Source organism: Sphingobium sp. ZW T5_29, from assembly GCF_044987515.1.
Taxonomy (GTDB): Bacteria; Pseudomonadota; Alphaproteobacteria; order Sphingomonadales; family Sphingomonadaceae; genus Sphingobium.
In genome coordinates this window covers 25,065-36,946 of record NZ_JBJDRM010000021.1, presented here as the reverse complement: position 1 = coordinate 36,946, position 11,882 = coordinate 25,065, and the positions used below count along the sequence as shown (strand labels likewise).

Annotated in this window: 10 protein-coding genes and 1 pseudogene; 8 read left to right on the top strand and 3 right to left on the bottom strand. The window is 61.1% G+C overall.

Annotated elements, in window-relative coordinates; translation table 11 throughout:
* Positions 1-127: pseudogene (locus tag ACI3KQ_RS15380) on the top strand (IS481 family transposase); the annotation flags it as partial.
* Between the two features lie 11 nt (positions 128-138).
* On the opposite strand, the gene ACI3KQ_RS15375 reads toward ACI3KQ_RS15380, so the two are convergent.
* Positions 139-522, bottom strand: coding sequence for a dihydroneopterin aldolase (locus ACI3KQ_RS15375; RefSeq protein ID WP_404959123.1), 384 nt, complete (start codon positions 520-522; stop codon positions 139-141).
* A gap of 111 nt (positions 523-633) precedes the next feature.
* Here ACI3KQ_RS15375 and ACI3KQ_RS15370 point away from each other — a divergent pair, with 111 nt between their 5' ends.
* From ACI3KQ_RS15370 to ACI3KQ_RS15355, 4 genes are read left to right on the top strand one after another with little or no spacing between them, the layout of a single operon-like run.
* Positions 634-1,152, top strand: a complete 519-nt coding sequence (locus ACI3KQ_RS15370; RefSeq protein WP_404959121.1) for a GNAT family N-acetyltransferase — start codon at positions 634-636, stop codon at positions 1,150-1,152.
* A 43-nt stretch (positions 1,153-1,195) separates the two neighbouring features.
* The gene (locus ACI3KQ_RS15365; RefSeq protein ID WP_404959119.1) at positions 1,196-1,762 is read left to right on the top strand and encodes a DUF1285 domain-containing protein; all 567 of its coding nucleotides are present in this window, start codon (positions 1,196-1,198) and stop codon (positions 1,760-1,762) included.
* Positions 1,759-2,370 carry a CoA pyrophosphatase gene (locus ACI3KQ_RS15360; RefSeq protein WP_404959117.1) on the top strand — a complete coding sequence of 204 codons (612 nt, stop codon included), beginning with the start codon at positions 1,759-1,761 and terminating at the stop codon, positions 2,368-2,370. Before ACI3KQ_RS15365 ends, ACI3KQ_RS15360 begins: the two co-directional genes overlap by 4 nt.
* A complete protein-coding gene (locus tag ACI3KQ_RS15355; protein ID WP_404959115.1) occupies positions 2,351-3,562 on the top strand; it encodes a CCA tRNA nucleotidyltransferase in 1,212 nt (403 codons plus the stop codon). The genes ACI3KQ_RS15360 and ACI3KQ_RS15355 overlap by 20 nt, the downstream gene beginning before the upstream one ends.
* On the opposite strand, the gene ACI3KQ_RS15350 is transcribed toward ACI3KQ_RS15355, so the two are convergent.
* On the bottom strand, positions 3,526-5,277 hold the full coding sequence (locus ACI3KQ_RS15350) for a putative bifunctional diguanylate cyclase/phosphodiesterase (protein WP_404959113.1): 1,752 nt from the start codon (positions 5,275-5,277) through the stop codon (positions 3,526-3,528). The genes ACI3KQ_RS15355 and ACI3KQ_RS15350 overlap by 37 nt on opposite strands.
* 84 nt (positions 5,278-5,361) lie before the next feature.
* Positions 5,362-7,650 (bottom strand): DNA topoisomerase IV subunit A, encoded by a 2,289-nt coding sequence (gene parC, locus ACI3KQ_RS15345; protein ID WP_404959111.1) that lies wholly within the window; start codon positions 7,648-7,650, stop codon positions 5,362-5,364.
* Positions 7,651-7,804: 154 nt separating this feature from the next.
* On the opposite strand from parC, the gene otsB reads away from it, so the two are divergent.
* The 3 genes from otsB (at position 7,805) to otsA (ending at position 11,844) form a co-directional block, all read left to right on the top strand.
* On the top strand, positions 7,805-8,566 hold the full coding sequence (gene otsB, locus ACI3KQ_RS15340; protein WP_404959109.1) for a trehalose-phosphatase: 762 nt from the start codon (positions 7,805-7,807) through the stop codon (positions 8,564-8,566).
* 105 nt (positions 8,567-8,671) lie between these two features.
* Complete coding sequence (locus tag ACI3KQ_RS15335; RefSeq protein WP_404959126.1) at positions 8,672-10,441, top strand: glycoside hydrolase family 15 protein; 1,770 nt, start codon at positions 8,672-8,674, stop codon at positions 10,439-10,441.
* Positions 10,438-11,844, top strand: a complete 1,407-nt coding sequence (gene otsA, locus ACI3KQ_RS15330) for an alpha,alpha-trehalose-phosphate synthase (UDP-forming) (RefSeq protein ID WP_404959107.1) — start codon at positions 10,438-10,440, stop codon at positions 11,842-11,844. Before ACI3KQ_RS15335 ends, otsA begins: the two co-directional genes overlap by 4 nt.
* The last annotated feature ends 38 nt before the right edge of the window (positions 11,845-11,882 follow it).

Sequence of the window (11,882 nt, the reverse complement as noted above, 5' to 3'; positions counted from 1 at the left end):
TTTTGGTCGCCGTCTCAAGACCCTGCGGGGCCTCACCCCATATGAATACATCTGCAAAATCTGGGCAACCGAGCCAAACAGGTTTATATTCAATCCGCACCATCAAAGGATGGGACTAAACACCTAGACGTCAGCGGATCATCGCCGGGGACGGCCAAGGGTGATGCCGATTTCCTCACCCTTTTCGCTAAGCGCCAGCTTGATGATCTTCACCTCTACATGCAGCACCTTGTCGTCCTGCAGGAATATCGTGTCGATGATGTGGTCGGCGACCGCTTCGATCAGGGTGAAATGCTGGCCTTCGGGCAGTGCAGCCGTCGCCGCATGTTTCAGGTCCATGTAATTTTTCGAACAGGACAATGGCGTATCAGGCGCATAATGATCCGCCATCTTCAGCCGCGCGCGAATGGAAATCCGCAACGGTTGCGGCAGGTGCGTTTCTTCCGAATAGATGCCTGTCAGGACATTCACATCCAGATGATTGACTTCCAGCGTCAGAAAATCGTCAAATGCGCTGTTCATAATCTTCCTGCGGCAGGCAATCGCCAGTTTGCACTTTAAATTTCCGAAGCAGGCGTTAAGGCCGCCGCTCCCGGCGCGGTCCATGCGCCATTGACGGCGGATCGGCAAGACGTGTCTCGCATTGTGCCCTTGAACAACGTGCCGCCGCAGGACGTCGAACGACTGCTGGATGCGGCTTTTGGCCCGGACCGGCGGGGGCGCACAGCCTATCTGATCCGGGACGCCATGCCCTGGCTGACCGACCTTTCTGTCGCCACCTTGACCGATGAGGGGGAGCTTGCCGGGTCCCTGCAATGCTGGCCGGTCGCGCTGACCCATGACGATGGGACGCAGACCCCGCTGATCATGGTCGGTCCGGTGGCCGTCGCGCCTGATTACCAGGGCACGGGGATTGGCCGCGCCATGATGGACGCGGTGGTCGCGGCTGCCCGCGCACGCATGACAGAGCCGCTGATGATGATTGGCGACCCAGAATATTATGGCCGCTTCTGGGGCTTTCGTGCTGACGGCACCGCTGGGTGGAATTGCCCCGGACCCTATGAGCCGCGCCGCCTGTTGGCGCTGGCGGTCAGTGGCGACCCCATCACGGGTCAGGGCATGTTGGGCCCCCGGCGCACACCCGTAGCCTGATTTCCCTTTTGCCTTCGGGCGCGCGCGATCCTATCTCGACCCCATGCCGATGGATCCGCCACCAGACCTCTCCAGCCTTTCGCTGACCGACATCGCCCGCCTGCTCGCGGAAAAGCGCCTGCCGCCCGTCGAAAAATGGAACCCCGACCATTGCGGCGACAGCGAAATGCGCATCGCTCGCGACGGCACATGGTTTCATCAGGGATCGCCGATCGGCCGCGAAGCGATGGTGCGGCTGTTTTCCACCATCCTGCGGCGGGAAGCGGACGGATCGTTCGTATTGGTCACGCCGGTGGAAAAACTGTCGATCGAGGTGGAGGACGCTCCTTTCATCGCCGTCGAGCTGAAAAGCGAAGGCGAAGGGCGCGAGCGGACGCTGGCGTTTCGCCTGAACACCGGCGACCTGGTTTCCGCTGGTCCCGATAACGCGATCCGCATTCGCGACATGCCAGACGGCCCCCATCCCTATCTGCATGTTCGCGGTGGGTTGGAGGCACTGGTGTCCCGCAGCGTCTATTATGAACTGATAAATCTTGCGCTGGATGAGGGCGCTGATCCAGTCGGCCTTTGGAGCGGTGGAGCATTTTTCCCGCTGGACGGGTCGCAATGATGCTGGCGGACCGCCTGCGTTCGGCCTTGGTGGAGGGGCATGCCCGCGACATCGGGATCAACCTGTCGGACACACGCGACCCGCGTATTCGCGAGGATATCCTGCTCGCCCCCGCAGCCGTGCTGGTCGCTGTCACCAATCGATCCGAACCCGGACTGATCCTGACGGAAAGATCGACATCTTTACGCAAGCATGCCGGGCAGATCGCATTTCCCGGCGGACGGGTAGATGAGAGCGACGCGGACGAAACGGCGGCGGCCCTGCGAGAGGCGGAAGAGGAAATCGGCCTGCCTCCGCACCTTGTCGACATCATCGGCACGTCCGATCGCTACCACACATTCACCGGGTTCGACATCGTCCCGGTGCTGGGCGTCGTGCCGCCGGACCTGACCCTGACCCCCCAGGCTGATGAGGTCGCCGACTGGTTCGAAATCCCTCTTTCTTATGCGCTCGACCCGATGAACCGGATCAGGAAACAAATTGGTTCCCAAGGGGATGAACGTCATTATTACGAGATCATGTGGGAAGGACGGCGCATCTGGGGCATTACCGCAGCCATCCTCGTCAATCTTTCGCGGAGGCTGAACCATGCCCGCCTTGTTGCCTGACGCTGAATGGCGCCATCGTCCGGGGCTAGACGACCTGCTCGCCGCGCTAGAAGCCAAGGCGGGGCATGCGCGCTTTGTTGGTGGCGCGGTGCGCGACGGATTGCTTGGGCTGCCTGTCAGCGATCTTGATATCGCGACGACATTGGAGCCAGCCGACGTCGTCAGCAGATTGAAGGCGGCAGGGATCAAGGTGGTTCCGACCGGCATAGACCATGGCACGGTGACCGCCGTTATCGCGGGTTGGCCGGTTGAGATCACGACCTTGCGCCGCGATGTCAGTACCGATGGCCGCCGCGCGACCATTGCCTACACGGACGACTGGCGTGAAGACGCTTCCCGCCGGGATTTCACCATCAACGCGCTCTATGCCGACCCATTCAGCGGCGAAGTCACGGACTTTTTCGATGGGGTTGCCGACTTGCAGGCGCGCCGCGTCCGCTTTATCGGCGCTGCGGAAGAGCGGATCGCCGAAGATCATCTGCGCATCCTGCGATATTTCCGTTTTCTCGCCCGCTTTGGGCAGGGTGAGCCTGACCCGGATGCCTATGCCGCATGTCGCGCCGCCGCCAACAGCCTGATGGCGTTGTCCCGCGAAAGAATCGCGGACGAGCTGTTGAAGCTGTTGGCCGTCGACGCCCCCCTCTCCTCCGTCAAGCTGATGATCGATGGCGGTATATTGGCAGCGGTCCTTCCCGAAATCGACGAGGACGGGCTGGCGCGGTTGAAGGCCCTGATCCCGCGCGAACAGATTGCCGGGGTTGCAGCCTCCCCTCTCCGCAGGCTCGCCGCCCTTCTCCCGCCCGATCCCCGGACGGCGGAGAATGTGGGCGCGCGGCTGAAACTATCCAAAAAGGCGCGCAAACGGGTCGCGCTGGCGCTTGAAGCGCCCGACGCAGGGTCAGCGCCGCGTGCGATCGGCTTTCGCATTGGAGTGGAAGGGGCGATTGACCAGATGCTGTTGGATCAATACCGCCCGGTCGACACCATCGGGGCGCTGAAGGACTGGACCCCGCCCCAGCTTCCAATCGGCGGCGGCACGCTCATTTCATTGGGATTGTCACCCGGCCCCGACGTCGCCGCAGCCTTGGGCGAGGTCCAGCGCATATGGGTGGAGGAAGGCTTTCCCGATGCCAGCCGCGTGACCGAGATCGCTGATCAGATCGTTTCGAAGTTCCAGCGCGCGCGCCAGTAATCATAGGCTTCAGCCTCAGGCATCGGTCGCGCGAAATAATAGCCCTGGCCAAAGCCACAGCCCATGCCCTGTAGTGCATGGGCCAATTGCTGCGTTTCTATGCCTTCGGCAGTCACCTGCAAATGCAGGGAATCGGCCAGCGACAATATGGTCCGCACAATCGCAACCTTGTCCCTGTCGTCCAGCATGGACGACACAAAGCTACGGTCAATCTTTAATATGTCGATCGGCAGGCTGTGCAGGCTGGCAAGGTTGGAATAGCCGGTGCCGAAATCGTCCATGGCGATCAGCATTTTCAGGTCTTTGAGCGCAAACAGCAGCTTCCGCGCCTTTTCAGGGTCGGCGATGATCGCACTTTCGGTGATTTCCGCGGTCAGCCGCTCGCCCGCGACACCTGAATAGCGAAGCGCTTCCTCAAACATCGACGCCACATCGTCGCGCGCCATCTGAATTGGGGAAAGGTTGACGTTGACACCTACAGGCAGCGGCTGACCGAATTTGGCGTCCCAGCGGCTTAGCGCCTGGGTCGCTTCATAAGCGGCCCAGCGGCCCAGTTGGGTGATCAGGCCGCTTTCTTCCGCGACCGCGATGAACTCTACCGGCGATACCGTGCCCAGATCGGGGTCTTCCCAGCGGGCCAGCGCTTCGAAACCGTTAACCTCGCCCGTGGGCAGATGAATAAGCGGCTGGAACGCCAGCGTGAGCTCACCCTGGGCAAGGGCCGTGCGCAGGCGGCTCTCGATCGAAAAGCGCCGCTGCGCTTCCTTGAGCACGCCGTTGCGATAAATTTCCACCTTGCCGCTGCGCTTGGCGATCTTGACCGCCGCCTGGGCCTTGCGGACGACATCGTCGGGATCATCGTCAAGGTTGACGGAGAGAGCGCAGCCGATCGCGCAGTCCACGCGGATTTGCAGATCGCTCAACCGGATCGGCGATCCGAGTGCGTCCTTGACCCTTTGAACAATATGAATGCAATCCGACAGGCCATTGTTAAGCCTGGCGAATATAGCAAAATCATTGCCGCCGATGCGGGCCAGCACATCGCCTTGACGCAAGCTCGACTTAAGCCGCTTCGCCACGGTGATCAGCAGTTCATCGCCTGCCATCGGACCCAGCGATTCGTTGACGCGGCTAAACCGGCTGAGGTCGATGGCAATGATGCCGAACTGGGCATGTTCCGACCATTGCCCATTGGCCAGGCGGTCTTCAATCTCTTCGCCAAAACCAGCGCGGTTGGGCAAGGCAGTAAGGCCGTCGGACAGCAATTCGCGGCGCAGATTCTTTTCCGTGACCCTGTCGTTCGTGCGATCAAGCGCAGTGAACAGGATCAGGCGCCCTTCGTCATCGGACCACGGTAATTGCCCGATGGTACAGGAAAAATATTCCCAACCCAAAGCGCCATTGCGCCGCATCTCGAAAGCAGATGCCTTACGATCGGACGAAGCCATTTTTATCATGCGCCTCCGCCATTCCTCATGGTGCGGGGGCTTGGCGGACAGGTCCAGCGATTGAAGGAAGGTGCGGTAGAAACAATCGTTGACCGTAACCAGAGATAACTGGCCGTCCCGGAAATACATTATCGCGGCGGCCTGCGGTATCGCCGCCACCCATTGTTCCTTTTCCGCCATGTTAGGCAGGCGCACGCAAGTGAACCCTTCAAGAGGGTCGCCGATCGGGCTGTCGGATGGCCCAATACGCGCAGGAACGCTTTCCATGTCATGCCTTAGAGCGGCAAATGGTAAATTTTCGGGAAATACTATCCTTGATTTCAATCAGATGTGTTCATTTTTTACATTCGATCAAAATCGGTTATCGCGCGGGAAGCCGACGGGCGGCATCCGACCGGCGGCCCCGCGCGCGACGCGCCACGGAGTCATGTCGCTTTCCGTCCGGGTTCTGCCGCTGTCACCGCCCATCGCCCAGCTAAGGCCGTCCGCCATGCGGAACGCCACCGCATCGGACAATCCGCCGTCACGATAGCGCTGCATCTGCACCCCTTGCCCCCGTGCCATTCGCGGCATTTCAATTAATGGGAAGACGAGCAGTTTCCGATTCTCTCCGACTATGGCGATGCTGTCCGCGTCGGTGGCGATGGGTCGGACGACGGAAAGTCGAGCACCGGGCCTGACGTTGACTACCTGCTTGCCCTTGCGCGTTTCCGCGATGATATCGGCCATGGCGGCCACGAAACCGCGCCCGTCCGATGACGCCAGCAACAGTTCCCCATCCCTGCGCGCGGGCAAAAGCGCGACAATCTGCCCCTGATCGTCCATGTCGACGAGCGACCGAACGGGATCGCCAAAGCCGCGCCCGCCTGGCAGGCGATCAGCGCCCAGTGTGAAAATACGCCCGGCTGATGTCGCCAACAGCAGCTTGTCCGTCGTCTGCGCGTGAAAAGCGATCATCGGGCCATCGCCTTCCTTGAACTTCAGCGTGTCCGCCGACGCCAGGTCGCGATGGCCGGTCAGCGCCCTTATCCAGCCGCGTTCGGAAAGGACGACGGTGATCGGCTCGCGTTCGATCATGGCCTCCAGCGGAATTTCGCGGGCTGGACCGGCCTCTTCCACCAAGGTCCGGCGCTTGCCCATGTCCGTTTCGGGCGAATAGCGTTTGCGCAGGTCAGCCAGGTCTTTTTTCAGCCGCGTCCGCTGCCGGGTGGGGCTGTCGACCAGCTTGTTGAGTTCGTCCCGCTCCTTCAACAGCTCGGCATGTTCGCGCCGCAGCTCGATCTCCTCCAGCTTGCGCAACGACCGCAGCCGCATGTTGAGGATCGCTTCCGCCTGCCGGTCGGTCAGCTCGAACTCCGCCATCATCACCGTCTTGGGTTCGTCCTCGGTGCGGATGATTTCGATCACCCGGTCCAGGTTCAGATAAGCGATGATGTAGCCGTCGAGCAGATCGACCCGAGCGGCAATTTTGTCCAGCCGGTGGCGTGCGCGGCGCACCATCACGTCGACCTGATGTTTCAGCCATTCGATCAGGACCGGCTTTAACCCCAGGACTCGCGGGGTGCGCGTGCCGTCCAGCACGTTCAGGTTCAATGGAAAGCGGTTTTCCAGGTCGGTAAGGCGAAACAGGCTGTCCATCAGCACGTCGGGATCGACGGTCCGCGCGCGCGGTTCGATGACGATGCGGATCTCCGTGTCGCTTTCGTCCCGCACATCGGCCAGGATGGGCAGCTTCTTGTCATTGATCAGGACGGCGATCTGCTCGATCAGTTTGGATTTCTGCACCTGGAACGGGATTTGCGTGACCACGGCCACCCAGGTGCCCCGCCCACCATCTTCCTTGTGCCAACGCGCGCGCGTGCGGAACGACCCCCGCCCTGTCGCATAGGCTTCTGAAATGATCGACGCGTTATCGACCAGCACGCCACCGGTCGGAAAGTCGGGGCCGCGCACGATCTGCATCAGTTCAGCATGTTCGGCATCGGGATTGTCGATCAACAAGCTGGCGGCGTCGATCAGTTCCGCGACATTGTGCGGCGGGATGCTGGTCGCCATGCCCACGGCAATGCCGCTGGCGCCATTGGCCAGAAGGTTCGGGAACAGGCCGGGGAAAACCTCCGGCTCTTCATCCTCACCATTATAGGTTGGGCGGAAATCGACCGTCCCTTCGTCCAACCCCGCCATCAGGTCGGCGGCGGCCTGCGTCAGCCGCGCCTCGGTATAGCGCATCGCGGCGGCGTTATCGCCGTCGATATTGCCGAAATTACCCTGCCCATCGACCAGCGGCGTGCGCAGCGAAAAATCCTGTGCCAGCCGCACCATGGCGTCATAGACCGATGAATCGCCGTGCGGATGGTATTTGCCGATCACGTCCCCCACGACGCGCGCGCATTTTTTGTAACTGGTGGTGTTTCGTGCCGGGTTGGCGACCAGCACGTCGGGCGACGCGCCGCTCGGCTCCATCCGCAGCATCCGCATGGCCCACAGCAGGCGGCGATGCACCGGCTTCAGGCCATCCCGCAGGTCCGGCAGCGACCGGGCGGTAATCGTCGAAAGGGCATAGACCAGATAACGTTCCGACAGCGCGTCGTCGAAAGGATGGTCCTTGATAGCGTCGAACGGGTCGCGGAAATCGGTCATCGCGTTCGGAATAGCAGCGCCGCCCGCGATGGCAAACGCCGATTTGTTCCGCTTCCGACCCAGCCGCGAAGCGCGAAGCCGATACGATTGAAAAAATCACCGCAAAGCACAGTTCAGGGCTTGCACATTCGACGGCGCGCGCCACTTTGCGCGCGTGTCCGAATACAGCCCCTCCCCCGCCGAACTGCCTGCCCCCTCCATTGCCTTGCTGGTGGGAGCCGCATTGTTCCTCGACTTTGACGGGACGCTCGCACCCATCGCGGACACGCCGGATGGGGTGGTGGTGGACCGCGACCTTCTTGCCCTGCTAGCGAATCTCCGCGAAATGCTGGGCGGTCGGGTGGCCATCGTCAGCGGTCGTTCCATTGAAACATTGCGCGACCTGGGTTTCGGTGATTTCCTCCTCGCCGGAACGCATGGCCTGGAATTTGCCGAACCGGGCGAGCAGGTCGAAGGCCCGCCGCGTCAGGAGGCCGTCGACGAAGCCGAAGCCGCCTTCCATGCCTTTGCAGACGAAAAGCCCGGCCTGCTGGTGGAACGCAAATCGATCAGCGTCGGCCTTCATTTTCGCCGCGCGCCGCAATGGGGACAGGAAGCCGGAGAGCTGGCTGAAGCGCTCGCGGCGCGACTGGGCCTTCATGTGCAACAGGGCAAGATGCTTTACGAGCTGCGTCCCGGCGGCGCGGACAAGGGCAGCGCCGTGCATGCGTTGATGGCGCGACATCCGATGGCTGGCGGCACGCCGTTATTCATCGGCGACGATGTCACGGACGAAGAGGGGTTCGCCGCCGCCGTGGAACTGGGCGGCGCAGGCATATTGGTCGGTCCGCCGCGATCCACTTTCGCCTCATTCTCTTTGGAACAGGTTGCCGCTGTCAGGCATTATCTCGCCCAGGGGATCGCTGCGTCCGGCTGATGCACGACCCGGCGCCCCTGATATCGATTAACAGGGGGCAGAAAGATCAACAGCCATAGCACCAGCAATCCTGTCGGGGATCAGCGAACACTCGATCTCTGGCCCATCGGCAACTGCCAGGCATCGGCGCTGATCGATCGCGCCGGTCGGATGATATGGGCGTGCGTTCCCCGTGTGGATGGCGACCCCGTCTTTTCCGCCCTGCTGGATGACAAGAAATGGAACAGCCCGGATGCGCGCGGTTTTTGGGCGATAGAGCTCGAAAACTGCACCACGGTCGAGCAACGCTACATTCGCAACACGCCCATATTGGTAACCCGGCAGACCGACGATCAGGGCAATGCGATAGAGCTTTACGACTTTTGCCCACGCTACCAGCATCTGGGACGCATGTACCGTCCGGTCGCTTTTGCACGCGTGGTGCGTCCGGTAGCGGGTAGTCCGCGCATCCGCATCCGCCTGCGTCCCACGACCAACTGGCATTCGGAAACGGTGCCGATCAGTTACGGGTCGAACCATATCCGTCTGGTGCTGTCCTACATGGCGATGCGCATGTCGACCAACGCGCCGATCGGCCTGATTTCGCAGGAAAGCTGGTTCCGCCTGGAACATGACATGCATTTTTTCCTGGGACCGGACGAAAGCTTTTCCGATGCGCTGCGCCCGGCGGTCGAACGAATGCTGGAAGACACCATCCGCGAATGGCAGATGTGGGTTCGCGGCCTGGCCATTCCGCCTGAATGGCAGGAGGCCGTGATTCGGTCTGCTATCACGCTGAAACTTTGCCAGCATGAGGAAACGGGGGCCATCGTCGCGGCGTTGACCACCAGCATTCCCGAACATGCCGATAGTGGCCGCAATTGGGACTATCGCTACTGCTGGATTCGAGACGCCTATTATACCGTCGAGGCGCTAAACCGGCTGGGCGCGCTCGATGTGTTGGAAAGCTACCTCGTCTACCTGAGGAACATCGTCGATGGCGCGAAAGGCGGCCATATACAGCCGCTTTACGACGTGCGCGGAAACGCCACGCTGGAGGAGCGCGAGGCGAAAAGCATGCCCGGCTATCGCGGCATGGGGCCGGTTCGTGTCGGCAATGCAGCCTATTCGCAGATCCAGCACGACGCCTATGGGCAGATCGTGCTGTCATCGGTTCAGGGCTTCATCGACCAGCGTCTGGTGCGGATGGCCGACATCAGCGATTTTGAAGCACTGGAAGCGGTCGGCGAGCGCGCATGGACCGTCTATGACCAGCCGGACGCGGGTCTTTGGGAACTGCGCACACGCGCGCACGTCCATAGCTATAGCGCAGTGATGTGCTGGGCAGCTTGTGACCGGCTCGCCCATGCGGCCAGTGCGCTTGGACTGGATACGCGCGAAATATATTGGCGCGAACGTGCGGAAATCATGAAGGCGCGCATCCTGCAATCGGCATGGCGCACCAGCAGCAATGCAATATCGGCTACGTTCGAGGATGACGCGCGTGACGCATCCTTGCTGCAACTGCTGGACTTGCGGTTCCTGACCCCGGACAACCCGATGTTCCTGGGGACCCTGAAAGCGCTGGAGAAGGATTTGCGCCGGGGCAACGACATGCTCCGCTACAGCACGCCCGATGATTTTGGTGAGCCTGTCACTGCGTTCAACGTCTGCACTTTCTGGCTCATAGAAGCGCTGCATCGCACCGGCCGGACCGAAGAAGCGCGGATGCTGTTTGAAGAGATGCTGTCCCGCCGCACCGCTGCGGGCCTATTGTCGGAAGATATCGATCCGGCGACCGGAGAATTATGGGGTAATTATCCCCAAACCTACTCATTGGTCGGCATCATCAACTGCGCCGTTCTGCTGAGCAAACCGTGGAGCGTGATGCGATGAGCCGGCTGATAGTCATATCCAACCGGGTAAGCAGGCCCAGCAAGTCAGGCAATCAGGGCGGGCTTGCCGTGGCCCTGTCGCAGGCATTGCGGGAAAGCCGGGGAATCTGGGTGGGCTGGTCGGGCGAGGTCACGGAAAACTTCACCGGCCACATCGGGTTTGCCGAGGATGAAGGGGTTAAGACCGCCACCATCGACCTGGAAGAACAGGATGTCGACGAATATTATAACGGCTATGCCAACAAGACGCTCTGGCCGCTATTTCACTTCCGCATCGACCTGGCCGAATATGCGCGCGATTTCGAGGGCGGCTATAATCGCGTCAACCACCGTTTTGCCGATACCGCCAGCCCGCTGATCGAACCTGAAGATATCATCTGGGTGCAGGATTATCACATGATCCCGCTTGGTCAGATGCTCCGGGAAAAGGGGCATATGAACCGGATGGGCTTTTTCCTTCATATTCCCTGGCCGCCCACGCGCCTGCTGGTGTCCCTGCCCCATCATACCAAGCTGGTGCAGACGCTGTTCGCTTATGATGTTGTCGGTTTCCATACGGAAGAATGGCTGGAATCCTTCCGCCATTATGTAGAGCGGGAGATGAATGGCACCGTGAACGGCGATTTCGTGACGCTGGGCAACCGCACTATCCAGGCGATCGCCTGCCCGATCGGCATCAATGCCCAGGAATTTTCCAATGCGGCGGTCAGCGAACCCGCGCTGGAGATGTTCGAAAAGGTCCGCCGTTCATTGCAGGATCGCTCCATGATCGTCGGGGTGGACCGGCTGGACTACAGCAAGGGGCTGGAGGAAAGGTTCAGCGGCTATTCTCGCTTCCTGAAGGATCATCCCGAACAGCATCGCAAGGTCGTGTTGACCCAGATTGCGCCGCCTTCCCGCGGGGAAGTGGAAAGCTACCAGCATATCCGCTCCACGCTCGACGCGGTCGCCGGAAGGATCAATGGCGAATATAGCGATGTTGACTGGACACCCATCCGCTACGTCAACCAGGGTTACCCGCGCGACAAGCTGGCGGGCATCTATCGCGCGGCGCGGATCGGCCTGGTCACGCCGCTGCGGGATGGCATGAACCTTGTCGCAAAGGAATATGTGGCGGCGCAGAACCCGGATGATCCCGGCGTCCTCATCCTGTCCCGCTTTGCGGGCGCTGCAGTGCAGTTGAAGGATGCGCTGTTGATCAACCCCTACAGCCCTGAGGAAATGTCCGACGCTATCACCCGCGCCCTCGCCATGCCGTTGGATGAACGCAAGCGGCGCTGGCGTTCGATGATGGATTGCGTCGAGGAACAGGACATCAGCTGGTGGCGGCGCTGCTTCACCGAACGGTTGATGGCCGCGCAGCGATATGATGAACAAATGCCGCAGGTTGAAACGGCACACTGACCTGCGGGGATGCAGACAAGGCGTTGATCCGACAGGGG

Bases quoted from the DNA above. Each gene is read 5' to 3' on its own strand.
- ACI3KQ_RS15375 (WP_404959123.1), bottom strand. From the start codon at position 522: ATGAACAGCGCATTTGACGATTTTCTGACGCTGGAAGTCAATCATCTG.
- ACI3KQ_RS15365 (WP_404959119.1), top strand. From the start codon at position 1,196: ATGCCGATGGATCCGCCACCAGACCTCTCCAGCCTTTCGCTGACCGAC.
- ACI3KQ_RS15360 (WP_404959117.1), top strand. From the start codon at position 1,759: ATGATGCTGGCGGACCGCCTGCGTTCGGCCTTGGTGGAGGGGCATGCC.
- ACI3KQ_RS15355 (WP_404959115.1), top strand. From the start codon at position 2,351: ATGCCCGCCTTGTTGCCTGACGCTGAATGGCGCCATCGTCCGGGGCTA.
- ACI3KQ_RS15350 (WP_404959113.1), bottom strand. From the start codon at position 5,277: ATGGAAAGCGTTCCTGCGCGTATTGGGCCATCCGACAGCCCGATCGGC.
- parC (WP_404959111.1), bottom strand. From the start codon at position 7,650: ATGACCGATTTCCGCGACCCGTTCGACGCTATCAAGGACCATCCTTTC.
- otsA (WP_404959107.1), top strand. From the start codon at position 10,438: ATGAGCCGGCTGATAGTCATATCCAACCGGGTAAGCAGGCCCAGCAAG.